Source organism: Actinomadura physcomitrii, from assembly GCF_008923205.2.
Taxonomy (GTDB): domain Bacteria; phylum Actinomycetota; class Actinomycetes; order Streptosporangiales; family Streptosporangiaceae; genus Spirillospora; species Spirillospora physcomitrii.
Map to the genome: position 1 here is coordinate 121,796 of NZ_WBMS02000009.1, position 23,479 is coordinate 145,274.

General features: G+C 70.8%; 28 protein-coding genes and 2 tRNA genes. 20 read left to right on the top strand and 10 right to left on the bottom strand.

Annotated features, from left to right (window positions below):
• Nucleotides 1–24: 24 nt before the first annotated feature.
• From gyrA to F8568_RS13705, 3 genes are all read left to right on the top strand, one after another.
• Nucleotides 25–2,532 carry a DNA gyrase subunit A gene (gene gyrA / locus F8568_RS13695; protein WP_151593913.1) on the top strand — a complete coding sequence of 836 codons (2,508 nt, stop codon included), beginning with the start codon at nt 25–27 and terminating at the stop codon, nt 2,530–2,532.
• Nucleotides 2,533–2,574: 42 nt separating this feature from the next.
• Nucleotides 2,575–3,459, top strand: coding sequence for a DUF3566 domain-containing protein (locus tag F8568_RS50335; protein ID WP_328600862.1), 885 nt, complete (start codon nt 2,575–2,577; stop codon nt 3,457–3,459).
• Between the two features lie 88 nt (nt 3,460–3,547).
• Nucleotides 3,548–3,621 (top strand) — tRNA-Ile (locus F8568_RS13705).
• Between the two features lie 139 nt (nt 3,622–3,760).
• Here the strand turns inward: F8568_RS13705 and F8568_RS13710 are convergent.
• Together F8568_RS13710 and F8568_RS13715 are read right to left on the bottom strand one after the other, a co-directional pair.
• Nucleotides 3,761–4,291 carry a pyridoxamine 5'-phosphate oxidase family protein gene (locus tag F8568_RS13710; protein WP_151593914.1) on the bottom strand — a complete coding sequence of 177 codons (531 nt, stop codon included), beginning with the start codon at nt 4,289–4,291 and terminating at the stop codon, nt 3,761–3,763.
• Between the two features lie 91 nt (nt 4,292–4,382).
• A complete protein-coding gene (locus tag F8568_RS13715; protein ID WP_151593915.1) occupies nt 4,383–5,627 on the bottom strand; it encodes an MFS transporter in 1,245 nt (414 codons plus the stop codon).
• Nucleotides 5,628–5,712: 85 nt separating this feature from the next.
• Here F8568_RS13715 and F8568_RS13720 point away from each other — a divergent pair, with 85 nt between their 5' ends.
• Entirely contained in the window at nt 5,713–6,171 is a 459-nt protein-coding gene (locus F8568_RS13720) for a winged helix-turn-helix transcriptional regulator (RefSeq protein ID WP_151593916.1), read from the top strand.
• A gap of 26 nt (nt 6,172–6,197) precedes the next feature.
• Here the strand turns inward: F8568_RS13720 and F8568_RS13725 are convergent, their stop codons facing one another.
• Nucleotides 6,198–6,680 (bottom strand): hypothetical protein, encoded by a 483-nt coding sequence (locus F8568_RS13725; RefSeq protein WP_151593917.1) that lies wholly within the window; start codon nt 6,678–6,680, stop codon nt 6,198–6,200.
• A gap of 208 nt (nt 6,681–6,888) precedes the next feature.
• Here F8568_RS13725 and F8568_RS13730 point away from each other — a divergent pair, with 208 nt between their 5' ends.
• The 4 genes from F8568_RS13730 to F8568_RS13745 all read left to right on the top strand — a co-directional run bounded on the left by F8568_RS13730 (nt 6,889) and on the right by F8568_RS13745 (nt 10,788).
• Complete coding sequence (locus F8568_RS13730) at nt 6,889–7,776, top strand: alpha/beta fold hydrolase (RefSeq protein ID WP_328600863.1); 888 nt, start codon at nt 6,889–6,891, stop codon at nt 7,774–7,776.
• 299 nt (nt 7,777–8,075) lie between these two features.
• Nucleotides 8,076–8,936, top strand: a complete 861-nt coding sequence (locus tag F8568_RS13735; RefSeq protein ID WP_151593918.1) for a CPBP family intramembrane glutamic endopeptidase — start codon at nt 8,076–8,078, stop codon at nt 8,934–8,936.
• Complete coding sequence (locus F8568_RS13740) at nt 8,933–10,132, top strand: sensor histidine kinase (protein WP_328600864.1); 1,200 nt, start codon at nt 8,933–8,935, stop codon at nt 10,130–10,132. Before F8568_RS13735 ends, F8568_RS13740 begins: the two co-directional genes overlap by 4 nt.
• Nucleotides 10,129–10,788 carry a response regulator gene (locus F8568_RS13745; protein WP_151593919.1) on the top strand — a complete coding sequence of 220 codons (660 nt, stop codon included), beginning with the start codon at nt 10,129–10,131 and terminating at the stop codon, nt 10,786–10,788. Before F8568_RS13740 ends, F8568_RS13745 begins: the two co-directional genes overlap by 4 nt.
• A 217-nt stretch (nt 10,789–11,005) precedes the next feature.
• Here the strand turns inward: F8568_RS13745 and F8568_RS13750 are convergent, their stop codons facing one another.
• A complete protein-coding gene (locus tag F8568_RS13750; RefSeq protein ID WP_151593920.1) occupies nt 11,006–11,365 on the bottom strand; it encodes an ADP-ribosylation/crystallin J1 in 360 nt (119 codons plus the stop codon).
• An 806-nt stretch (nt 11,366–12,171) separates the two neighbouring features.
• On the opposite strand from F8568_RS13750, the gene F8568_RS13755 reads away from it, so the two are divergent.
• From F8568_RS13755 to F8568_RS13765, 3 genes are read left to right on the top strand one after another with little or no spacing between them, the layout of a single operon-like run.
• On the top strand, nt 12,172–12,405 hold the full coding sequence (locus F8568_RS13755) for a hypothetical protein (RefSeq protein ID WP_151544802.1): 234 nt from the start codon (nt 12,172–12,174) through the stop codon (nt 12,403–12,405).
• Nucleotides 12,362–13,291 (top strand): helix-turn-helix transcriptional regulator, encoded by a 930-nt coding sequence (locus F8568_RS13760; RefSeq protein ID WP_202124958.1) that lies wholly within the window; start codon nt 12,362–12,364, stop codon nt 13,289–13,291. The genes F8568_RS13755 and F8568_RS13760 overlap by 44 nt, the downstream gene beginning before the upstream one ends.
• A gap of 52 nt (nt 13,292–13,343) precedes the next feature.
• Nucleotides 13,344–14,267, top strand: coding sequence for a DMT family transporter (locus tag F8568_RS13765; RefSeq protein WP_151593922.1), 924 nt, complete (start codon nt 13,344–13,346; stop codon nt 14,265–14,267).
• Here F8568_RS13765 and F8568_RS13770 read toward each other — a convergent pair.
• From F8568_RS13770 to F8568_RS13780, 3 genes are all read right to left on the bottom strand, one after another.
• A complete protein-coding gene (locus F8568_RS13770; protein ID WP_151593923.1) occupies nt 14,248–16,038 on the bottom strand; it encodes a M64 family metallopeptidase in 1,791 nt (596 codons plus the stop codon). The genes F8568_RS13765 and F8568_RS13770 overlap by 20 nt on opposite strands.
• 125 nt (nt 16,039–16,163) lie before the next feature.
• Nucleotides 16,164–16,955, bottom strand: a complete 792-nt coding sequence (locus tag F8568_RS13775; RefSeq protein WP_151593924.1) for an SDR family NAD(P)-dependent oxidoreductase — start codon at nt 16,953–16,955, stop codon at nt 16,164–16,166.
• Nucleotides 16,956–16,973: 18 nt separating this feature from the next.
• Nucleotides 16,974–17,183 carry a hypothetical protein gene (locus tag F8568_RS13780; RefSeq protein ID WP_151593925.1) on the bottom strand — a complete coding sequence of 70 codons (210 nt, stop codon included), beginning with the start codon at nt 17,181–17,183 and terminating at the stop codon, nt 16,974–16,976.
• A gap of 204 nt (nt 17,184–17,387) precedes the next feature.
• On the opposite strand from F8568_RS13780, the gene F8568_RS48070 reads away from it, so the two are divergent.
• The 6 genes from F8568_RS48070 to F8568_RS13800 all read left to right on the top strand — a co-directional run bounded on the left by F8568_RS48070 (nt 17,388) and on the right by F8568_RS13800 (nt 20,324).
• Nucleotides 17,388–17,507 carry a DLW-39 family protein gene (locus F8568_RS48070; protein WP_211238580.1) on the top strand — a complete coding sequence of 40 codons (120 nt, stop codon included), beginning with the start codon at nt 17,388–17,390 and terminating at the stop codon, nt 17,505–17,507.
• A gap of 25 nt (nt 17,508–17,532) precedes the next feature.
• On the top strand, nt 17,533–18,216 hold the full coding sequence (locus F8568_RS13785) for an HAD-IA family hydrolase (RefSeq protein ID WP_328600865.1): 684 nt from the start codon (nt 17,533–17,535) through the stop codon (nt 18,214–18,216).
• 340 nt (nt 18,217–18,556) lie between these two features.
• Nucleotides 18,557–18,629, top strand: a tRNA-Ala gene (locus tag F8568_RS13790).
• Between the two features lie 610 nt (nt 18,630–19,239).
• Nucleotides 19,240–19,632 (top strand): DUF5919 domain-containing protein, encoded by a 393-nt coding sequence (locus F8568_RS51000; protein WP_407924469.1) that lies wholly within the window; start codon nt 19,240–19,242, stop codon nt 19,630–19,632.
• Entirely contained in the window at nt 19,629–20,027 is a 399-nt protein-coding gene (locus F8568_RS46760; protein WP_202124914.1) for an FIG domain-containing protein, read from the top strand. Before F8568_RS51000 ends, F8568_RS46760 begins: the two co-directional genes overlap by 4 nt.
• Nucleotides 20,028–20,120: 93 nt before the next feature.
• Nucleotides 20,121–20,324, top strand: a complete 204-nt coding sequence (locus tag F8568_RS13800; RefSeq protein WP_151593926.1) for a hypothetical protein — start codon at nt 20,121–20,123, stop codon at nt 20,322–20,324.
• A 316-nt stretch (nt 20,325–20,640) separates the two neighbouring features.
• On the opposite strand, the gene F8568_RS13805 is transcribed toward F8568_RS13800, so the two are convergent.
• The gene (locus tag F8568_RS13805) at nt 20,641–21,021 is read right to left on the bottom strand and encodes a hypothetical protein (RefSeq protein ID WP_151593927.1); all 381 of its coding nucleotides are present in this window, start codon (nt 21,019–21,021) and stop codon (nt 20,641–20,643) included.
• 856 nt (nt 21,022–21,877) lie between these two features.
• Between F8568_RS13805 and F8568_RS13810 the strand changes: the two genes are divergently transcribed.
• Entirely contained in the window at nt 21,878–22,204 is a 327-nt protein-coding gene (locus F8568_RS13810) for a nuclear transport factor 2 family protein (protein ID WP_151593928.1), read from the top strand.
• A 26-nt stretch (nt 22,205–22,230) separates the two neighbouring features.
• Here the strand turns inward: F8568_RS13810 and F8568_RS13815 are convergent, their stop codons facing one another.
• Nucleotides 22,231–22,596, bottom strand: coding sequence for an anthrone oxygenase family protein (locus tag F8568_RS13815; protein ID WP_328600866.1), 366 nt, complete (start codon nt 22,594–22,596; stop codon nt 22,231–22,233).
• On the opposite strand from F8568_RS13815, the gene F8568_RS48075 reads away from it, so the two are divergent.
• Together F8568_RS48075 and F8568_RS13820 are read left to right on the top strand one after the other, a co-directional pair.
• Nucleotides 22,595–22,810: a hypothetical protein gene (locus tag F8568_RS48075; RefSeq protein ID WP_236008754.1), complete on the top strand. Its 216-nt coding sequence runs from the start codon at nt 22,595–22,597 to the stop codon at nt 22,808–22,810. The two genes, F8568_RS13815 and F8568_RS48075, sit on opposite strands and share 2 nt — an antisense overlap.
• Before the next feature lie 107 nt (nt 22,811–22,917).
• Nucleotides 22,918–23,211: a hypothetical protein gene (locus F8568_RS13820; RefSeq protein ID WP_151593930.1), complete on the top strand. Its 294-nt coding sequence runs from the start codon at nt 22,918–22,920 to the stop codon at nt 23,209–23,211.
• On the opposite strand, the gene F8568_RS13825 is transcribed toward F8568_RS13820, so the two are convergent.
• On the bottom strand, nt 23,197–23,454 hold the full coding sequence (locus F8568_RS13825; protein ID WP_236008743.1) for a cell division protein SepF: 258 nt from the start codon (nt 23,452–23,454) through the stop codon (nt 23,197–23,199). The genes F8568_RS13820 and F8568_RS13825 overlap by 15 nt on opposite strands.
• Between the last annotated feature and the right edge of the window lie 25 nt (nt 23,455–23,479).

Sequence of the window (23,479 nt, forward strand, 5' to 3'; positions counted from 1 at the left end):
CACTTAGCAGAAGAGGTCTTGAGAGTGACGGACGTGACCGCAGAGGGTGGACACCCGGGCGAGCGGATCGAACCGGTCGACATCCAGGTCGAGATGCAGAAGAGCTATCTCGACTACGCGATGTCGGTCATCGTCGCGCGCGCGCTGCCCGAGGTACGCGACGGGCTCAAGCCGGTCCACCGCCGCGTCCTGTACGCGATGTACGACGGCGGCTACCGGCCCGACCGCGGCTACTTCAAGTGCGCCCGCGTCGTCGGCGACGTCATGGGGAACTACCACCCCCACGGCGACTCGGCGATCTACGACGCGCTGGTCCGGCTGGCGCAGCCGTGGTCGATGCGGTACCCGCTGGTCGACGGGAACGGCAACTTCGGCTCGCGCGGCAACGACCCCGCCGCGGCGATGCGGTACACCGAGTGCCGCATGGCGCCGCTGGCGATGGAGCTGCTGCGCGACATCGACAAGGAGACCGTCGACTTCTCCCCGAACTACGACGGCCGCTCCGCCGAGCCGGACGTCCTGCCGTCGCGGTACCCGAACCTGCTGGTCAACGGGTCCGCCGGCATCGCGGTCGGGATGGCGACCAACATCCCGCCGCACAACCTGCGCGAGGTCGCCGACGGCGTCCGGTGGTACCTGGAGAACTACGGCGCGTCCGACGACGAGCTGCTCGAGGCGCTGATCGAGCGGATCAAGGGCCCCGACTTCCCGACCGCCGGCCTGATCGTCGGCCGCAAGGGGATCGAGGAGGCCTACCGCACCGGCCGCGGCTCGATCACGATGCGCGCCGTCGTCGAGGTGGAGGAGATCCAGGGCCGCACCTGCCTGGTCGTCACCGAACTCCCCTACCAGGTCAACCCGGACAACCTCGCGCTGAAGATCGCCGAGTCGGTCAAGGACGGCAAGCTCGACGGCATCGCCGACGTCCGCGACGAGACCTCCGGCCGCACCGGCCAGCGCCTGGTGATCGTCCTCAAGCGGGACGCGGTCGCCAAGGTCGTGCTGAACAACCTGTACAAGCACACCCAGCTGCAGGAGACGTTCGGCGCGAACATGCTCGCGCTGGTCGACGGCGTGCCGCGGACGCTGCGCATCGACCAGTTCGTCCGGCACTGGGTGACGCACCAGATCGAGGTCATCGTCCGGCGCACCCGGTTCCTGCTCCGCAAGGCCGAGGAGCGCGCCCACATCCTGCGCGCGCTGCTGAAGGCGCTCGACCGGATCGACGAGGTCATCGCGCTGATCCGGCGCTCGCCGTCGGCGTCGGAGGCGCAGCAGGGCCTGATGAACCTGCTGGAGATCGACGAGATCCAGGCGCAGGCGATCCTGGACATGCAGCTGCGCAAGCTCGCCGCCCTGGAGCGCCAGCAGATCACCGACGAGTACGACAAGCTCATGGCGGAGATCGCCGACTACAACGAGATCCTGGCCTCGCCGGAGCGGCAGCGGCAGATCGTCGGCGACGAGCTCGCCCCCATCGTGGAGAAGTTCGGCGACGACCGGCGCACCGAGATCATCCCGTTCGACGGCGACGTGTCGTACGAGGACCTCATCGCCGAAGAGGACGTCGTCGTCACCATCACCCGCGGGGGCTACGCCAAGCGCACCAAGACGGACCTGTACCGGGCGCAGCGGCGCGGCGGCAAGGGCATCCGCGGCGCGCAGCTGAAGCAGGACGACATCGTCGACCAGTTCTTCGTCACCACGACGCACCACTGGATCCTGTTCTTCACCAATAAGGGCCGGGTGTACCGGGCGAAGGCCTACGAGCTGCCGGACGCCGGCCGCGACTCGCGCGGCCAGCACGTCGCGAACCTCCTGGCCTTCCAGCCGGACGAGCACATCGCCCAGGTCATGGACCTGCGCGACTACGAGGTCGCCCCCTACCTCGTCCTCGCCACGAAGAAGGGCCGGGTCAAGAAGACCGCGCTGCGCGACTTCGACTCGCCCCGCACCGGCGGCATCATCGCGATCAACCTGGTCGAGGACGACGAGGTGATCGCCGCACGGCTCGTGTCCGCCGAGAACGACCTGCTGATGGTGTCCACCGGCGCGCAGGCGATCCGGTTCCACGCCGACGACGAGTCGCTGCGGCCGATGGGCCGCGCCACCTCCGGTGTGATCGGGATGCGCTTCGAGGAGGACCAGGAAGTCCTGAACATGCTGGTCGTGAAGGACTCCGACCACGATGTCCTGGTCGCGACCGAGGGCGGCTACGCCAAGCGGACCCCCGTCGACCAGTACCCGGTCCAAGGACGGGGGGGTAAGGGTGTTCTCACCGCTAAGATCGTGGAATCCCGCGGCAGGTTGGTAGGAGCCCTCATGGTCCGCCCGGACTACGAGGTGTTCGGCATGACGTCGAACGGGGGCGTCATCCGCACCAGCGCCGCGGAGATCAAGCAGTCCGGCAGGCAGACCATGGGCGTCCGCCTGATGAACCTCGCGGAAGGGGACAGCGTGGTCGCCATCGCGAGGAACGTAGAGTCCAGCATGGAGGACTCAGTCGACGCCGAGGGGGGCGATGGTGAGTGACGCGTCCGTCCGCCTCACCGAGCCGCTAGGCCAGGAGGACACGTGAGCACGGAGCCCGGCAAGAGCAAGGGCGGGCCCGGCGGGGACCGCAGCGGCAAGGGGACGTCCGGCGGCAAGACCGTCGCCGCGGCGTCCGCCAAGCCGGCCCGGGACGAGACCAGCGTCGACATCGACTCCGACGTCTCGGACGGCTCGAGCTCCTCGGCCTCGTCCTCCTCCTCCGGCCCGGACGAGACCCGGGTCGACCTCGCCCAGGTGAAGGACGAGCCGAAGAAGTCCGACCGGCCGGAGATCGCGCCGGTCAAGGACTCCGCCGAACCGGCCAAGCCGGCCAAGCCCGCGCGGCCCGCCAAGCCCAGCTGGACCAAGCCCGCCGAACCGTCCGGGTCCGTCTCCACGGGCCGGACGGAGAAGCCGCCGGCGCCCGCCGCCGCGTCGGGCGGCGGCTCGGGCAGCCGGACGGGCTCCGGCTTCGCCGGGACCGTCCTGAAGGACCGCCCGTCGGCCGCCGTCGCCCCGGCGAACTCCAAGGCGCCCGCGCAGGCGAAGCCGGCCCGCAAGGCCCAGCTGCAGCTGGCCCGGCTCGAGCCGTGGTCGGTGATGAAGTTCAGCTTCGTGATGTCGCTGGTCTGCTTCGTCGTCCTGCTGGTCGCCGTGGTCGTGCTGTACGTGATCCTGTCCGGCCTCGGCGTCTTCGACGCCATCAGCGACACCGTGAACAGCCTCACCAAGCAGCAGGGCGACACCACCGGCGGCGTCGACGCCGGCAGCTGGTTCTCCTTCGCCCGCGTGTTCGGCTACACCGTCCTCGTGGGCGCCCTGAACGTCCTGCTCATCACCGCCCTGTCGACGGTCGGCTCGGTCATCTACAACCTGGCCGCCGACCTCGTCGGCGGCGTCGAGGTCACCCTCAAGGAGGCCGAGTAGCGCGATCCCGCCGCCGCCCGGCAATCGATTTCCGGTTGCCCTTCCGCATGGGGTAATCTCGGGGTGCGCCGCAAGGCGGCGGCAGTACGGGCCTATAGCTCAGTCGGTTAGAGCGCATCCCTGATAAGGATGAGGCCGGTGGTTCAAGTCCACCTAGGCCCACAACGAAAGCGTAGGTCAGAGGCCGGTTCCGGATGGCTCGGAACCGGCCTCTCGATCGTTTGGCGCTCCGGTGGCACTTCCACCGCATACCCGTGCGACTCGAGCGCCCGCGCCAACGCCCGAACCCGCAGGCCGCGGATCAGGACCGGGACACTGTGGTGAGCTTGCCGATATCGGAGGCGTAGACGCTCATCCAGTGCGGATGCAGCCGGTAGTAGACCACGTCCTCGTCCCAGTCGAAGGCGTCGGCGCCGTAGAAGTCCTTGAAGTAGGCGAGCAGTTCCGGCCAGTCCGCGGCCGGCTCGCCGTGCTGCGGATTGAGGATCTCCACCGTGCCGTGCGTGAACACACCCAGGTCCTCACCGCGCATGTGCGCGGCGCTGACGGCCGGGCGGGCGGCCAGGTGCCGGGCCTTCACGGCGTTGCGCGCCGTGCCGAAGTGCCACTTGCCCCGCAGGAAGTGCCCGTCCACGCCGCTGATCCGCGGTTCACCCTTCGCCGTCACCGTGGACAGAGCCAGGGTGCACATGCCGGTGAGGACCCCGGTGAGCTGCTCCGCGGTCAGTGTCCTCTCGGCGCTGATGATCGAGCGGAGGTGAGAGGAGGAGCGGGACAGTGAGGCGTCCAGCAGCCCCTGCAGCTCTTTGAGATCTTCTGGTGTTTCGCGCATGGAGCTCCTTGTCCGTCCGTAGGGCGCGGTCCACGCCCATATCGGCGCCGACCGGTGAACCAATGGTCGGTGGTAAACCTGACATCCTCCGTCATGTTTTTCGTCCGTCCTTCGGGCCCGGCACGGTCGCCTCTACAGAGGTGTGCTCGTTTCCGCAGGTGAAGAACGTGGCGACGGTTCGGGTGGGGGCGGGCCTTCGGGTGGTGAGTGTCCAGGTGGTGAGGGCGCAGAGCGCGAGGGCCGCGCCGAGGGCGGTCGAGCCGGGCCATCCGGCGGCGTCGAACAGGGCGGTGGTCGCGGCCGCGCCCAGGGCGGAACCGAGCGAGTAGAAGACCATGTAGGCGCCGATGGCGGAACTGGTGCGGTCGGGGAAGGCGGTCGCGAGCGCGTGCTGGTTGCCGACGTGCACCACCTGGACGGCGAAGTCGAGCAGCACCACGCCGAGCACCAGCAGCGGCAGCGACCACGGCAACCGGCCGATCGCCGTCCAGGAGGCGAGCAGGAGCACCAGCGCGATGCCGGTGGCGCGGCGTGCGTGCCCGGCGTCGTTCCAGCGTCCGGACCGGGCGGCGCCGAGGGCGCCGGCGAGGCCGGCGACGCCGAAGAGCCCGATCCGCGTCTCGTCGAGGTGCCACGGCGCGCGGGCCAGCGGCAGGGCCATCCCGCTCCACAGCGTGCCGAACGAGGCGAAGAGGAAGAACGCGATCAGGCCGCGGCCGAGGAGGACCGGCTCGGCGAACAGCGCGCCGAAGGACCGGATGACCTGCCCGTACCGGGCCGGGGGCGGCCGTTCGTCGGCGGGCAGCAGGACGAGGGCGAGCGGCGCGAGCACGGCGGCGAGGACCGCCAGCGACAGGTAGATGCCGCGCCAGCCCCACAGGTCCGCGAGGATTCCCGCGACGACGCGCGCGCCGAGGATGCCGATCACGACGCCCGAGGTGACGATGCCGAGGTTGCGCCCGCGCTCGGCCGGAGGGGAGACGGAGGCGGTGTAGGCGACGGCGGTCTGCACGACGACCGCGAACGCGCCCGCCGCGGCCAGCCCGGCGAAGGCCGTCCAGGGGGACGGGGCCGCCGCTGTGAGCGCCGTCCCCGCGGCGACCAGGGCGAGGTGCGCGGCGATCAGCCGCCTGCGGTCGAGCATGTCGCCGAGCGGCACCAGCAGCACCAGTCCGGCCAGGTAGCCGAGCTGGCCGGCGGCCACGAACCGGCCGAGCGCGCCGACCGGAACGCCCAGGTCGCGCCCCATCGGCGCGAGCACCGGCTGCCCGGCGTAGACGCTCGCCACCGCGGCGCCGCACACCACCGCCAGGAACAGCCTCGTCCACCGGTTCACCGCCCCGACCTCCGATCGGTTTCATTTTGCAACCGAACGGAGGCTAGGTCAGAATGGTTTCATTCCGCAACTCATGGGAGGGACGATGGCGGCCGACGACACCGGCGGGCCGGGCCCCGCGTGGACGGACCCGAGCTGCCCGGTCGCCCGCGCCGCCGACCTGGTCGGCGACCGGTGGAGCCTGCTGATCGTCCGCGACGCGATGGACGGCGCCCGCTCGTTCACCGACTTCCAGCAGCGCACCGGCATCGCCCGCAACATCCTCACCGAGCGGCTCCGCAAGCTCACCGCCCGCGGGCTGCTCGCCCAGGTCGACGCCCCGTCCGGCAGGCGCCGGCTGTACGCGCTCACCGACGCCGGCAAGGACCTCTTCCCGGTCATCGTCACGCTCCGGCAATGGGGCGAGCGGCACGCCTTCGACCAGGACGAACCCCGCTCCGTCCTGGTCGACGGCGACGGCGTACCCGTACCGGAACTGCGGCCGACGGCGGCGGACGGATCCCCGCTGACGGCCGACACGACGGCGGTGCGCCGCCCCGCCTGACCCGGCCCATACCGTCGGCCCGCTGGTCAGGCGTGCTCTTCGAGTTCGGGGATGCCGAGTTCCTTGCGCGCGGCCTGGAGGAACGTCTCGCGCGCCTCGCGGAGGAAGTCCTCGTGCGTGCCGTCGGCCGGGCGCTCGTGCCAGAGCGCCGCGTCCAGGCGTTCGGCGTAGGCACGCGCGGCGGTGCGCAGTTCGGGAGAGCAGAGGAGGTCGAGGCACCGCTGCAGGTACCAGAAGCGATGCGTCACATCGCCGGTGTCGCTGTCCAGTGGGGCGTCCCGGAACCGCCGGTGGCTCGCACGCTCCATGGCCTGCGCGGCCTCCATGAATTCCCGCAGCGCCTCTTTGCGCTCCGCCCTGAGCGCGGCCAGCCGGTCCGCTCGGGCACGGGCCGTCGACTCCCGGCTCAGGAGCCGCTGGGTCCAGTACGAGCCGCCAGCCGCGATGACCGCTCCGACGACCACACCCGACAGGGACGCCAGGCTCGCCGCCAAGCCAGAACCGCTCATGTGCACATCCTGCACCGCGCGAGCCGGCACAGCGGTGCGAATCGGACATCTCCGTCCCCCGTGCGAGCTACTCGCAAATGTCCTCCGCACGGTGATGATCAAGCGGTCGCCGAATCCATAGCGTTCTCTGCGTGAGCGCGGCGTTCCGGCCGCGAATTTCCAGGCAAATGGTGACCGTGCCGGGAGCCGCTTTCTTTCGCCGGAGGACATGATGATTCGCAAGCTCAGGACGTTCGCCGTGGCCGCGATCTGCTGCGCGGTGGCCGGTGCGGGGTTGACCGGGTGCGATGACGACTCGGCCTCCGTCCCGTTCATGAACGCCCGCAAGGCCGCCACGTTCACCGGGACGAAGAAGATCGAGGTCGATGGGAGAACGGTGCACGTGTCCTGCTCGGGAAAGCGGAAGGAGGGCGGGCCGGTCGTCGTCCTGCTGCACGGCGGCGGCGACGGGCTGGACAAGATGGCCGCGTTCCAGAAGACGCTCGCCGAGAAGAACCGGGTCTGCTCCTATGACCGGCTCGGTGCGGGCGCGAGCGACAAGCCGGACGGCCCGCAGAGCTTTTCCAGCACCGGGAAGGTCCTCACCGGGGTCCTGGACGAGCTCGCCGGGGACGCGCCGGTCGTCCTGGCCGGGCACTCGATGGGCGGGCTGATCGCCGCCCGCTACGCGCCGGACCACCGGGGCAGGGTGAAGGGGCTGGTCCTGATGGACGCGACGCCGCCGACCATGCTCGCCGACCTGACCAGCGCGATCCCCGCGTCCGCCAAGGGGCCGGCCGCCCAGCTGCGCGCGCAGAACCTCGCGGTCTTCAAGGGCGAGAACCCCGAGCGGCTCGCGATGCCGGACGGGAAGGTGCGGTCGGCCGGGAACATCCCGGTCGAGGTCATCAAGCACGGCAAGCCGTACCTGGCGGCCGTCCCGGGGTCCGGCCCGCGGCTGGAGCAGGCCTGGACGGCCGGCGAGCGCAAGTGGCTGGGGCTGTCCGGCCACAGCAGGTTCACGGTCGCGGAGAAGAGCGGCCACTACATCTACCTCGAGCAGCCGGAGGTCGCCGTGCGGGCCGTCGAGCGCGTCGCCGCGAAGGTCGCGAGCTGAGGCCCCGCGAGCCGGCGTCGCCGCCGGCGTACCGGCCTCGAGCGGCATCCCCGCACTGCTCACGACAGGTGAGCAGGCGGGGATGCTCGATTTCCAGGGCAAATGATTCGCCCCCCGGCCGGCGGGAGACGTGCAATGCGTCGATCCCGCCATTCGGCGGACCGTTCCGGAAAGGCTTGTCCCCCGTGCGAGCTACTCGGGAATGTCCACCGCGCGGTGACGTTTCCGAACGGGCCGATTCCATAGCGTTCTTCCATCGCCGCGGTGCTCGGGCCGCGGAAACCCCCGAAGGAGTCGGAATGCGTTTGGTGAAGCAGCTGGTGGCCGTCGCCGCGGTCGCTTTCGTCGGAGGCCAGGCGGCCGCCGCGGTGAAGGGGAACGATCTCCTCACCTTCGTGCTGGGGATGGCGACGGCCGTCCTGACGCCGATCGTGTACGCCTGGGTGGTGCGGCGGACCGAGCACCGCGCACCGGTCGAGGTCGCGAGGACGGGCGCCCCCGCGGCCCTCGGACGCGGCATGCTGATCGGCCTCGCGATGTTCGGCGCCGTGATCGCGAACATCGCGTTCCTCGGCGACTACCGGATCGACGGCTTCGGGTCGGTCCCGGGCGCGGTCGGGCTGTTCGGCTTCATGGCCGCCGCGGCCGTGACGGAGGAGCTGCTGTTCCGCGGCGTGCTGTTCCGGATCATCGAGGGGCGCATCGGGACGTGGGCGGCGCTGGTGCTGACCGCCGCGCTGTTCGGGCTGTCGCACCTCACCAACGCCGACGCCACCCTGTGGGGCGCGATCGCGATCGCCGTGGAGGCCGGGAGCATGCTCGCCGCCGCGTACGCCGCGACCCGCAACCTGTGGGTGCCGATCGGGCTGCACTTCGCCTGGAACTTCGCCGAGTCGGGCATCTTCGGCACGGAGGTGTCGGGCAACGGTTCGAACAAGGGCCTGCTGGACAGCACGATGTCGGGTTCGTCGCTGATCACCGGCGGCAAGTTCGGCCCGGAGGCGAGCCTGTACACGGTCGCGGCCGGGCTGGCGCTGACGGTCGCGTTCATGTGGCTGGCCCGCCGCCGCGGCAACGTGATCCCCGCCCGCCGGCGGGCCGCCGGGGCTTCGCAGAGCCCCGCCGCCCGGCCGGCCGCGACCGCTACGCTCTCCCGGTGATCGATCTTCGGCGGCTTCCGGCGGTGAGTCTCGGCCGGCTCCCGGACACGTGGCGGCGGTTCGACGTCACGGTCCGGGACCTCCCGCTGGCGCTGCTGCTGGTCACCATGTCGCTGGTGCCGGCCTTCCACGGCGCGGGGACGCGGATCGGCGAGATGGCGACCCGTCCGTTCGACGCGATCGCGGCCCTGGTCGTCGCGGTGGAGTGCCTCCCGCTGGCGGTGCGGCGGCGGTGGCCGCTGGCGTGCCTCGTGCTGGTGTCGGTCGGGTTCGCCGCCGACCAGATGCGCGGATACCACCTGGTCGCGGGCACCGCGCTGCCGTTCGCGCTGCTGAGTGCGGGCGCCTACCTGGAGCGCCACCGGCGCGCCGCGATCGCCGCCGGGTCGGTGCTGTACGTGGTGTTCGCGGTCGCGCTGAACCGGGTCGGCGCGAACGAGCAGACCGACGAGTACGTGACGTTCTACCTCGCGCTGGCCCTGATCTGGGGGGTCGGTGCGTGGCTGCGGTCGACGCGGGCCGCCGAGGCCGAGCGCCGGCTGCGCGTCGCGGAGGCCACCCGGACCGCCGAGCGCACCCGCATCGCCCGCGAGCTCCACGACGTGGTGACCCATCACGTGACGGCGATGGTGGTGCAGGCGGAGGCGGCGCGCTACCTGGTGGCGGCCCCCGAGCGGCTGGACGAGACGCTGAGCACGGTCACCGACACCGGCCGCCGCGCCATCACCGATCTGCGGCACCTGCTCGACCTGCTCAACCCCGACCACGGCACCGGCGGCGAGGACGGCGGCGGCCCGGGCCGGGCGCCGTCCGCGGGCGACCTGGACGCGCTGGTGGAGCAGACGCGGCGGGCCGGGCAGCCGCTGGAGTTCACGCGGGTCGGCGAGGCGGCGGTGGCGGCGGGCAGCGCCGAGTCCGTCGCCTACCGGGTCGTGCAGGAAGCCCTGACGAACGTGTTGAAGTACGCCCACGGGAGCCGCGCCGCGGTCGAGGTGCGTTACGGCGAGAAGGAGATCACGGTGGAGGTCGGCAACGACGGCTCGGGGTCGCGGGCCGCGGCCGTCGGGGGCGGCGGGCGGGGCCTGACCGGCCTGAGCGAGCGGGTGGCGGCGCTGGGCGGGGAGTTCAGCGCGGACCCGCGTCCCGGCGGCGGCTTCGTGGTGCGCGCCCGCATCCCGTCGGGGAGCGCGTCGTGACCGCGCCGGTCCGGGTCCTGGTCTGCGACGACCAGGCGCTGATCCGCACCGGGTTCGCGACGATCATCGACGCCCAGCCGGACCTGGAGGTCGTCGGCGAGTGCGGCGACGGCCGCGCCGCGGTCGACCTCGCCCGCAAGCTGAACCCCGACATGGTGGTGATGGACGTCCGGATGCCGGTGCTCGACGGCATCGAGGCGACCCGGCTGCTCGCCGGCGCCGGGGTGGAGCACCCCGTGAAGGTGCTGGTGGTGACGACGTTCAACCTGGACGAGTACGTCTACGAGGCGCTTCGGGCGGGGGCGAGCGGGTTCCTGCTGAAGGACGCGCCGCCGGGGCAGCTGCTGCACGGCATCCGCACCGTGGCGTCCGGTGCGGCGCTGCTGGCGCCTGAGGTGACCCGGCAGCTCGTCGGCAAGTACGCGGCGCGGATCCGGCCCGCGCCGGGGGCGGCCGAGGGCACCGCGCTGGCGCCGCGCGAGCTCGAGGTGCTGCGGCTGATCGCCAACGGCCTGTCCAACAGCGAGATCGCCGCGACGCTGGTGATCAGCCAGGAGACCGTCAAGACGTACGTGTCGCGCATCCTCACGAAGCTGGACCTGCGGGACCGTGTGCAGGCGGTCGTCTACGCGTACCGCAACGGCCTGGTGACCTGAGCGCGGGTGCGCCGGCCGTCCCTGTTGGGGACGGCCGGCGCACAGGGCTGTGAACAGAGTTATCCACAGGATGTGGACAGCGGCGTATCTGGACCGCGGAAGTGCGCGTGGCCAGGGCGGACGCGGATGTCCCCAGGTTTCCGGGGTGGGGACGAGCGGTGGACGGCGATGGGTACGGCGGCCGGCCTCGGGCTGGGGACGCTGTTATCCACAGGCGTCACGTGCCGGACGTGTCGGCGCGGAACTCGTGGACGACCTCGATCGGGCCGACGATGTGCGCGTTGAACTCCTCCAGCTCCTCCGCCGGGACCCACAGCTCCAGGATCGTCCGGCCGCCCACCTGGCGGACCGGGTAGCGGTCGGCGAAGGCGGCCTCGACCTCGAACCGCGTCACGTAGCCGGAGCCGTGCGCGGGCACGTTCCAGTCCCGGGCGATCTTGATCGCGTACTCCTCGTTGAGCACCGGGTAGAAGATCGGCTGGTCCGGGAGGCGCGGCGGCCACGCCCGCCAGTCCGCGGCGCGCAGCAGGTCCAGCTCGGCCGGGCCGACCGGCCGCCAGAGGGTGAGGGTGGTCATCCGCAGATTCTGCCCGCACCGGCGCGGCGGCGGCCGCCTGACGGGTTTGTCCAGTTCGTCGCACCGTCCTGACCTGCGGAGGAGTCGCGGTTGTCCACAGGCCGCGGGTCGGGTGGCGGCTGGGGATGTGGTTGGGGATTCTTGGTGGGCAGGGCTGTCCACCGGGCGCGGGCACCTGTGGAGGGCCGCTGCCCACAGGCTGTGAACGCGCTGTGCGAAGGCGGGTGCTGGAAGCGGTCTCGTCCCTGGTCAGCGGGTTATCCACGACGTGGACAACGGTCCTGCGCGTTGGGGACCGGTTGGGGAAGAATGGTGGACGGCGCGGCTCGACGGTCATGCCCAGGGTGTGCACGGAAGTTATCCACAGGCTGTGGACACTGTGCATGACGGGGTGCGGGTGTGGACGGGGCGGCGCCGCGCCCGCCGCTACCGATCGGATGTTCGAAACGCCCCGCCGCCTGGGGATTCCGCTGTGGAACGGGCGTCCGGAACGCCTGCTCGTAGGGGCCGGAGGATGTGCGAAACGTTGCCCCCAGCCTGTGGACGACGGGCCTCGCAGGTCCTTGGCGACCGGATGGCGGGGCTGGCGGATCGTCAGCTCGCCCCCCCCGCGCGGGACATGGTCATTTCGGATGGCCTGGACATGTTCGACGGGCTGCGCATTAATGGCGGGATGGAGCCCGGCCCGGTCGCCGCGACGCCGCAGGGGCGTCCGCTCCGGCCTGCCGGACGGCGGTCCGCCCGGCTCCCCGACCGCCCCCCGACCTGCGAACATTTGTTCGAGTACGTGCTAGGCTCCCGGACTCATGGGGCATCTTCTGAACGAGCCGGTCCGCGCCGAGCACGATCCCGCGGGACGACTCACCGCGTACGAGTGGCGGGGGTCGCGCTACGCCGTCGAGGAGGTCCTGAAGACCTATGGGACGCCCCAGGACGGCCGCGTGTACCGGGTTCGCGTCGTCGGCGCGGAGGGCGTGGCCGTCGCGGAGCTCGGCCGTGACCGGGACCGCTGGCGGCTCCGGCACGTCTTCTCCGCCTGACGTCCCCGCCGGGCCCGGACCCGGCGCGGCGGGCGCGGGGCGGCGTCCCGACCGGGCGGTGTGGACGCGCGTCGACGGCATCCAGGGCGCCTCGCTCGACCTGCTCGACGCGCGGATCGGACGCCGCCACTACGCGCCGCACGCGCACGACGAGTACGCGATCGGCGTGTGCGTCGACGGCCTGGAGACGATGCGGTACCGCGGCGAGCGGCTGTACTCGGCGGCCGGCAGCATCGTGGTGATCGAGCCCGGCGAGGCGCACACGGGCGGCCCCGCCGACCAGGACGGCTTCGCCTACAAGTGCCTCTACCCGACGGCCGAGCTGGTGGGCGCGGCGGCGGGGTGGGACGGCGGGCTCCCGCACTTCCGCGAGCCGATCGTCGACGATCCCGTGCTGGCCGGGCGGCTGCGGCTCGCGCACCGGTCGCTGCGGACGGCCGGTGACCCGCTGGAGGGCGAGAGCCGGCTGCTCGAGGTGCTCGGCGCGATCGTCCGCCGGCATGCCGTCCGGATCCCGCCGGGCGGGCCCTGGCCGCGGGGCGCCTCCGGGATCGCCCGTGCCGTCGCGGCGCGGCTGTCGGACGAAATGGTGGAGCCGCCTACCCTCGCGGAGGTGGCGGCGGACCTCGGCCTGTCCCGCTACCAGTTGCTGCGCGCCTTCCGCGATTCGATGGGGATGCCTCCGTACGCATGGCTCGCCCAGCATCGGGTGGCGCGCGCGCGGACGCTCCTTGACGCGGGGCATAGGCCCGCCGAGGCGGCGTCGCTCGTCGGGTTCGCCGACCAGGCGCACCTCACCCGCTGGTTCCGCCGCGTCCTCGGCGTGACGCCCGGCGCGTACCGCAACAGCGTTCAAGACCGCGCGCGCCGCCGCCCCGCATCCTGAAGCGGTTGCCCGGCGCTGGGGGCCGGGCCGCCGACCTGGAACGGAGGACGTGGTGAGTCGCCGCGGCTGGTTGCTGTTCGCGCTGATGGGCGTGCTGTGGGGGATCCCCTACCTGATGATCAAGGTGGCGGTCGGGGGCGTGTCGGTGCCCGTGCTGGTGTTCGCGCGGACCGCGCTCGGCGCGCTCGTGCTGGTGCCGCTCGCCGCCCGGTCCGGCGGCCTCGCGCCGGTCCGCCGGCACTGGCGGCCGCTGCTGGCGTTCACCGCGGTGGAGATCCTCGGCCCGTGGGCGCTGCTGTCGGACGCCGAGCACCGGCTGACCAGCTCGATGACCGGGCTGCTGATCGCCGCGGTGCCGATCATCGGGGTGGTGCTGGCGCGGCTCACCGGCGACGCCGAACGGCTCGGACCGGTCCGGTGGGCGGGGCTGCTGGTCGGCCTCGCCGGCGTCGGCGTGCTGGCCGGGCCGCATCTCGGCGGCGGCAGCGCGCGGGCGATCGGCGAGGTCATGCTGGTGGCGGTCGGGTATTCGATCGCGCCGATGATCGCGACGCGGCGGCTGCGGGACCTGCCGAGCCTGCACATGGCCGCGGGGTCGCTGACGACCGCCGCCGTGGTGTACGCGGTCCCGGCGGCGCTGACCTGGCCGGACGCGATGCCGCGCGGGCGGGTGCTGGCCGCGCTCGGCGGCCTCGGCCTGGTCTGCACCGCGCTGGCGTTCATGGTGTTCTTCGAGCTCATCCGGGAGGCGGGCACGTCGCGGGCGATGGTGTTCACGTACGTGAACCCGGCGGTTGCGGTCGTCGCGGGCGTGCTGCTGCTCGACGAGCCGCTCACCGGGACGATCCTGGCCTCGTTCGCGCTGATCCTCGGCGGCTCGGTGCTCGCGACCGTGCGCCGCGGCCCGTCCGTTGACGCGCCGCCTGCCGCGGAAGCGCCGCCCGTGGACGTGCCGGTCAGCGAAGAGTCACGATGAACCTGCCGGGCCGGGCGACGTTGCCCGCCGGGTCGATCGCCCGGTACTCGACGGTATGCCGGCCCTTGGGAAGCTTCCCGTAGGTCAGCGAGTCGATCACGGTGCCGTTCTCGGAGAACCGCCACGGCGCGGACGAGTCGGTCGGCCAGCCGAAGTAGTTGAACCAGCCGTCGCCGTCCACGCGGAACTCGGAGACGACCACGCCGGGCCGGTCGTCCGCGCCCGTCAGCTTCATGGTGAACGGGCCGTCGAAGACGTACTCGGGCGTGCGCCCCGGGCGCGGACGCGCCTGCGCCGCCTCGGACAGCTCGAACTTCACCGTCGGCCGCTGCGCGTCGATCGTCCATGTACGCGTCTTAGAGCCGACCCTGGCGACGAGCGTGTGCGTGCCACTGCGCAGGTGCAAGCGCCCTAGCGCGATGTCGCGTTCGCCGCCGTGCACGCGCCGTCCGTCGAGTTCCCACCGGACAGTGGGGACGCTCCTAGCGGGATGGGTCGTTTCCGCGTACACGACGGATTCGGCGCCTACGGCCATGTCGGTGGGTGTGGACGAGGTGAAGTCGGCGGGCACGTTGTCGGGAGGCGTCTTCAGCCGCGTATCGACGGTCCATGTGCGGACCTGGGTGAGCGCCGAGGACGCGCGTACGGCGGGGTCCCGCACGAAGTCCGTAGGGTCGGTGACGGTCGCCTTGACGGTGTGCGTGCCCTTCTTCAGGTGAAGGCGCTTGAGGTCGAGGTTCGGCGCCTTCCCTACGACCTTGCCGTCGGCCGTCCACGTCACCGACAGCTGGTGCCCTGTCGGATGCATGGTCTCCACCCACAGCACACGGTCCGCGCCCACAGGAGCGTCCGCAGGGGTCTGTGCCTGGACGATGTCGACCTTGCCAGAGATGCGCTGCGTCATCCGCTCACGCGCGACCTGGTCGTAGTAGTAGCCGAGCGTCTTCATCATGGAGTGTCGGCTCGGCCTCCACACCCCCTTGCTGAAGTAGAGGCCGCCCTCATAGGCCCCTATGACGCCCCCCGCTTCGCTGCGCTCACCGAGCCACCGCCACCACTTCTTCTTCTGCGCCTTCATCTCGTCGACGGTGAGCAGCGTGTGATGAAGGGACCCAGGTTCCGGACCGGTGTACGTACCGCCCGGCACACCCCGCTGGTAGTAGTCGTACTCGTCGTCCAGCCCGCCCAGCGAATGCCCGAGTTCGTGCGGCGCGATGAGGGCCGACATGGCGTTCCCGCCAGAGGACGTGGCGTACGTACCACCCGCGCCCCCGTAGGTGTCGCTGTTGGCCATCGCGAGGATCTGCCTGTTGTTCGCGTTGGTGCCGGGCACCATGTCCGCGTACTTCTTGGCGGCGGCGGAGTCCATGACGAGCAGCCGCTGCAGGCCGTCCTGCTCGCAACCGCTCCAGAACGCCATGCTGAGCGGCGTCGTGCGGCGCGGCGAGGACAGATCGGGGTCGCAGCTCACCCCCGACTCCGCCGACGGGATCTCGACCGCGTACACGTTCATGTAGCTGCGGTACGACTTGAACGGCTCGATCGTCCACAGGTCGTTGAGGTGCTTGTCGAGGTCGGCGCGGAACTTCGGCATGTCCGCCGCCGTATAGCCGTCGCCCATCACCACCAGGTTGAAGCGCTTGGCCGGGTCACCCGTCACCTGGACCGGCACCACCGTCGCGTCCGCCGCCTCCGCGCGCGCGGGAACCGTCGCCAGGGCCGTCACGCTCAGCGCCGCCGCGCCGATGATGCACGTTCTACCCGTCCACATGCACGGACCTCCTCGCGCGGGCGCGCGGGCCACAGCGGCCCGGGGAGCGGCGCGCCGATCAAGCGGCACCGTTCCGGATTATCACCTCAAGATCCGCGTTTGTCGCCCATGCGCGCCCGGCGCCGTCAGCGTTTGCCGCGCTGCCCCTCCGCCAGGCCCTCCGCGATGTCCTGGCCGCCCGCGCGCCGCTGCACCGCCGCCGACAGCACCGGCGCGACCCCGCCGAGCTGGGCGCCGATCCGCAGCGCGAGCGGCGCCACGTCCACCTCGGCGGCGTTCCGCTCGACCGCCCGCACCGTCGCCTTCGCCACGTCCCGCGGCGACCGCGTCCCGACGCCCCGCGGCAGCGTGACGCCCGCGTCCGCGAACATCCCGGCATCGCGGATGAACCCCGGGAAGACGGTCGACACACCGACGCCGTGCGGACGCATGTCCTCCCGCAACGCCAGCGCGAATCCCCGCATACCGAACTTCGTCGCGTTATAAAGCGACGCGTGGCCGGACGCCGTCTTCCCGGACAGCGACGCGATGAACACCAGATGCCCGCGGCCACGATCGGCCATCCGCTCGCCCGCGAGCTTCGCCATCACGATCGGCGTGCGCAGGTTCACGTCCAGCACCCGGTCGACCTGCTCCAGCGTGTAGTCCGCCAGCAGCCCCGACGCGGGCAGCGCCGCGTTCGCCACCAGCACGTCCACCGGGCCCGCCTCGTCCAGCAGCCGCTCCGCCGCGCCGCGTTCGGCGAGGTCGGCGACCACCGCCCGGCCGCCGAGCCGCTCGGCCAGCGGCTCCAGCGCCTCGGCCCGCCGTCCCGACAGCACCACCGCCGCCCCGCGCCCGGCGAACCCCTCCGCCAGCGCCCGCCCGATCCCGCCCGTCGCCCCGGTCACCAGGACGGTCGCTCCACGCAGTTCCATGGCCGCGATGATGGCCGATCAGAACCCGATCCGCCACAGCAGCAGGATCGCCGACGACAGCGCCAGCCCCACCGCGCCGAGCGGCACGTCGCCCACCACGATCAGCAGGGCGCATCCCGCGGCCGTCACCGCCGCGACCACCACCAGCCCCCGGCCCCCCGACGCCTCCTTCTCCGGCGCACCGGGGTCGAGCTCGCGCTCCCAGCGCCGGAAGTCGTCCTCAGCCATCGGCACTCCCGAGGGTCGTCCCCCGGATCATCCGCCCGCCCGCCGGCGAGTGGCACCCGGGATTGGACGATCGGTCCGATACCGGTGAGTGGGTGCGGACCGCCCGGGATCGGTTGCTAGGCTGCGGAGAGCCTGGGGGAGCAGACACTGATCCGTATCTTTCCCCGGGTTCGGACTCATAGTCGAGGTGAAGGGGTCCCCACCGTGAAGAAGCTGCTGATTCTCGCCGTCGTCGCCCTCGGTGGCTTCGCCGTCTGGCGCCGCCTCCAGCAGGACCGCGCCGAGCTGGACCTGTGGACCGAGGCCACGTCGTCCGACAGCTGAGACGCCGGCGACACCGGGCCCCGGCGTGAGCGGCGCGGCGCCGATCACCGTCGCCTGCATCGATCTCGCCGGGACCACCGTCGCGGACGGCGGCGCCGTCGAGACCGCCTTCGCCGAGGCGATCGCCGCCCTGGGGATCGTCTCCGGCACGGCGGCGCACGACCGCGCCATGGACCGCGTCCGCGCGTCCCGCGGCGGCTCGAAGATCGAGATCTTCCGCTCGCTGTTCGACGAGCCCCGCGCCCAGGCCGCGCACCTGGCCTTCGAGCGGTCCTATGACCAGCTCGTCGACCGGCACGGCCTGCGGCCCGTACCCGGCGCCGAACGCGCTCTCGAGCGCATCCGCGGCGCCGGCGTACGCGTATGCCTGCTCACCGGCTTCGGCCGCCGCACCCAGGCCCGCGTCCTGGACGCGCTCGGCTGGTGGGACCGCGCCGACCTCACCCTGTGCCCCGAGGACGCCGGCCGCGGCCGGCCGTGGCCCGACCTCGTCCTCACCGCCGCGCTCCGCCTCGGCGCCGACGACGTCCGGCACATCGCCGTCTGCGGCGACACCGCCAACGACATGCTGACCGGCCGCCGCTCCGGCGCGTCCATCGTCGCGGGCGTCCTCACCGGCGCCCACGACCGCGACCGCCTCCTCGCCGCCGGCGCCACCCACGTCCTGCCCAGCGTCGCCGCCCTCCCCGACCTCGTCCTCGCCACCTGACCGCGGCCGGATCACGACACCGAGTGAACGCCGCGCCGCGCCGCCACGTCGCACAGACGTCCCCCGCCGCCCTCGACGACGGGACCCGGCATGCCGAAGCGACGCCCCTATCCGCCCCGATTCCTCTTCTACTACGACTTCGAGGACCGACCGACGACCCCGAGCCGCCACCCCCTCCTCCGCGACGTCGTAGCGGTGGTATGCGGCTGCGCGGCACTGCCGGCCCTGGCCTGCCTCGCAGGCCTCCTCTGGTGACGGCCCAGCCTGGGGAAGCCTGTACTCTGCTATCGGTGTACGATCGATGCTCGTCGCGCCGAACCGGCGTAACCGCAGGTCACGCGGGGCCTTAGCTCAGTTGGTAGAGCACCGGCTTTGCAAGCCGGGTGTCAGGGGTTCGAATCCCCTAGGCTCCACCCACCAAGAAGCCCAGGTCAGAACCGGAATTACGACCTGGGCTCTCGTCTTTCACGATCGCTTTTTTCGCTTCCGTGCCCGTTGCGTGCCCGATCGCTTCTTGCCCTTGAGTTCGGCCTTGGCCATGGCACTCAAGGTGTCCGCGATTGCGCGGTGCCGCTCACCGGTCACCAGCAGACCCGACTACCTCACCATGCCCACTACGCGCGGGGAGCCTCGCCCATCCGCTCAGCCAACTGCATGGGCGTCGCCGCTTCCACCAGAACCCATCGGCGAGCGCGCGGCAGCATGGCCCACCAGTGGAAGGTGTGTTCCCCGAACCACACGGTCGACCCCGGAAAGCGCCGCTGCAACGTCAGTACGGCCGCCGCCACGTCGTCTACGACACGACCGTCCGGCCGGGTCACGACCGCGACCGTTCGGGCGCGCCCATCGGCGGTTCGGCGAGAAACGCCGTGATCCGGTCGGCCGCGCCGTCGACGTCCCGCAGCGGATGGAAGTTGTCGACGCTTCGCCCACCCGCCGCACGAGCTGCTCGACGGCGCCACCACCATCCGGGCCGCCGGCCTTTCCCTCAACCTGCTGTGCCAGCAGTACCCCGACCAGCGCCTGGCCCGGCTCATCGAGAACGGCACCACCCTGCAAGCCCTCTTCCTCGACCCCGAAGGCCAGGCCATCCGAGCCCGCGAACAAGAAGAGGGCTACACCGACAACCACCTGACCACCCTCACCCGCCTGAACATCGAAGTCCTGACCCGCCTACGCAAACGCCTCTCACCCGAGGCCCAAGACCGCCTGTCCGTCGCGGTCTACGACGAGACCATCCGGTTCAACATCACGCTCATCGACGACCGCCTATGCGTGATTCAGCCCTACCTACCGCAGGCCCGAGGCGTCGACTCGCCCACCTTCCTCGCCGAACGCAACTCGACCGGCACCGGCTTGTATGCCACCTTCGAAGAGATCTTCCACTCGCTCTGGAACCGAGGCAGGACCGTATGACCGACGCACCCGCATCACTGCTCCCCGTCGCCCTCAAAGCCGCGGAGATAGCCAGTGATCTCGTGCGAACCCGCGTCCCCGGCCTGCTCACCGCCAAAGGCGACCGCGACATGGCCAGCGAAGTCGACTACGCCGTAGAACGGGCCGTCCGCGACTACCTCAAAGAGCGAACCCCCGACATCGCCGCGGCCGCCACGGGGGCCGCGCCGCCGCCTACGCTGTGCAATACTCGGGGCCGCGTCGAGCAGCCGGTAACGCCGGGCAAGGAACAGAGGCTGCCTAGTACTGTCCGGGACCCTTTAGACCTCTTCGGCCAGGCCACGAACTATTTCGGGTGCAGGGACGTTGCAAGCTGGGGGGAAAGGCGCGGGGCTCTCCCGACCCCGATCTGTTGAGGACGGCGATGGTCCGCTCGCGGCCGGGGCCGGGCGAGGGGGGCAGAGCAGAGCTGCCGCAACCGATCAAAGCCCGCGTGACAGACTCGCCCCATGACCGACCGGTGGCCCGAGATCGACGAGAACATCGTGAGGCACCGCATCATGTCGGCCATGATGATCTTGCGAGAGGCGTTCGGCTACGGCGTTCGCGAGGCGATCGATGCCTTCGACGCGCGGTACAGGCTCCTTCGCGAGACCCGGCCGGACGACTTCACGGTCAGTTCCGAAGAGTACGGCAGGCACTTCTACAGCTGACGATCAAATCCGGATCATGCGCGGAACGGGCGGGCGCCGAAGGGACGGGACGGAGCGTCCGTGCGAGGCGCTGCCGCCGGTGATCAGGGAAGCGGCCCCGGAGCCGTGTGAGCTGACAGCGGTGACGGCAACGGGAGCCGACTCCGCCGCACGTGATCAAGCCCAGCGCGAGGGCACCACGGCGGAACGAGCCTGAGACCTTGAGCATGATCGAACTGATGAGGATGCGGCTCACTGGCCGGGACGGCGTGCCCGATACGGAAGCCCCCGTGCGCACTGAATGGCTGCACGAGGGCTTTCCGATGAGCTGAGGCGCTTAATCGCTTTCCCTGAAGACCGGGGAGACCACGCAGCTGCCGCCGCCGTTCCAGCACAGCACCATGTCATGAGGTGTGTGGCCGTAGACGTCCGCCTCTCGCGTGTCGCAGCCGCTGTCGCCGCCATCGTCGATGGTCGCCTCGACGACGATGTCTCCGTCCGCGGTGAGCTCTCGGACGTATCCGGTGACCCCATGGCCGTCGGCATGTGTGTCGCAGACCTTGAACTTGTCCCCGTCATCGATGAACGTCATCGAGTCACGGCCGCTCGGCAGATGGATGCCGACGTCGGTGGCCATGGCCGGAGACGCCGCGAGCCCGAACACCACGGCGCCGACCGCGCCGACCAAGGCCCCACGCTTGAGGATGCTGCTCACCATCGGATACCCCCTGTTCCTCGGGTCATGAACGACCCGGTCAGCTGACGGAAAGGCCCCGTTGTGGCGGCGAATCCGCAGTGGTCGCTTTGACGCCCTAATGATTACGGGAGTGAAGACTTGCGTCCTTAGCGCAGAGTGCACATCTCTTAGCAATGCGTCCACTCGAGAGGTCAACCGCTGAAGATTTGCCAAGAACGACCCGGCAGGGACCGCATCCTTCTCTGCGGCCGGCTCGCGGACGCAGCGCGGGAGTGAGTCGCTGGCTTCTCCGGCCCTGCACATGGCTCCGTGGCTTTCTGGCACCGTGGTCGGCTCTACCGACGAAATCACCGACGGTCGGGGAAGTGGATGCCCGCAAGCGTGGGAGGCAGGACCGTGTCAATGGTGGAAGGCTGGGTCTGGGAGCGCAATGTAGAACCGCTACTCAGTCAGGCTTCTGAGTCGTTATGCCGGTTACTCCTTCGACGACACCGACTGGCAGACCGTCGTTCTCGGCCTCGAAGGAACCGACGATGACCAAGACGACGGCTGGTACGAGTATCCCCTAGTGGGCCATCACTGTCTCAGCGTCGCGCTCGCCAACGCGGTGGGCGGTCAGGTCGTGTCGGTGCGAATCGACGGACTCACCGACCGTGACATGATGCTGCGGGCGGAAACGCTTCTCGACGCCTACGCACACTCCGATTAGCTAAGGTCCCGTCGGGCTGGGAGGAGAATGGCGGCTGGTAGGGCATGCATGGCGTCGTCTTGATGCCGGGTCACTTGTCGTGGTGCCCATGTCGAGTCGCTGCTTCCGTCGCCTTCGATCGTTGCGATACTGATCGGTGTGGATGCGAGGGGGCATGCGGATCGGTGGTTGGCGGGGTGGGACGCTCGTGATCTGGACGGGATCATGGCGTGTTACTCCGATGACGTCGACTTCGCGGCGGCGACGGTGGTGAGCCGCTGGGATCGGCCGGACGGCCGGTTGAGGGGGAAAGAGGAGTTGCGGCGGCACTTCGAGCGGGGGCTGGAGCTTGCGCCGGAGTTGCGGTTCGCCGAAGAGGCGTTCTTGCCCGGTCCGGGCGGCTACGCCCTGTTGTATCGGCGTGAGAACGGCAATCGGGTTTTGGACGTGGTCGAGCTGGATGAGGACGGGCGGGCCGCGCGGGTTCGGGCGTTCTACGAGCAGGCGCAGCGATAGTTCGCTGCTCCGCGGCCCGCGCGCGGTCAGCTGGTCTTGCCCCATAGGTAGGCGCCGGCGCCCATGGCCAGGAGGCTGATCCAGCTGAAGACGGCGCGGACGGTGTTCCAGGCGGTCCAGCGGCCGGAGTAGTCCTGCCAGATCCTGGCGGCGTCGGCGGCGTGCTTGGGGATGGTCACGCCGTCCAGGTCGTTGTTCATCGGGATGTTGACGGCGAAGCTGGGGAACAGGGCGCCGAGGACGTAGACGGCGGCCGCGGCCAGGAACAGGATGCCGGCGGCCTTCTGGTCCATGGTCATGAGCAGGACGCCGGCGACGGCGGCGAACACCGGCAGCAGCATGAACATGCCGACGAACAGCGGGTTCTGGATGCGCTGGTTGATGGTCTGCATGGCGTCGATCGCCGAGGCCGGCTTCGAGCCGTTCAGGCCCGGCATGACGCCGGTGGAGAAGCCGAAGAACGTTCCGGCCATTCCGGCCGCCATGATGATCGAGAGTGTGGCCGAGGTGGCCGCGAACGAGAATTTCATCGGTTTCTCCGAGTGCCGGGCGAGTTCCGTTGTGCCCTTGAGTCAACTCGGCGGCGCGGCCGTCCGACATCGTTGAGAAGCTCGACACCATATGCGAGCGTCCAGGCTTACGGGTGGGTTCTGGACGGGGTTTGGGGTGGTGGTGCGGTCGACAGGGGGAAGGGGCGAACGTAGCTTCGGGGCGTGGGTGGCGTCAGTTCGCAGCGGGTCGCGTTCGATGCGGCGCGGGTGCTGGTGTCGGCGGCGAGCAGCGATCTGTGCTGGTGGTTGTGCGGGGAGCTCGGCAGGTGCCTCGGGGAAGGTTACGAGGCGCGGTTGCTGGAGACGCGCCTGCGGTTGGAGCATGACGACGTCTATTACAAAGAGGCCGGGTGCTGGCGCGCCATTCTGGAGGACGCGTTCCGTGACCGGCCCGATGCGGCCGAGTGCCTTTATCGGGTCGTAGGGCCGTTGCTGGGGGCGTCAGCCGGCCGGTGATGCGTCCGGGACGATGGCGGGGCGGGCCAGGCCGGCGGGGACGAGGAGGAACACCTTCGGGGCGAGGCGGTCCATGTCGCCGCCGCGGCCGAAGACGAGGCCGGCGGCGAAGTCGACGAACTGTTTCGCCACGTCGTCGGGGAGGGCCGTCAGGTCCATGACGACGGGCACGCGCTTGTTGCGGAAGAAGTGCCCTACGTGGAGCGCCTCGTTGTAGTCGCGGGGACGCAGTGTCTTCACCATCACCCTGCCAGTGTCTCTGTGGCGT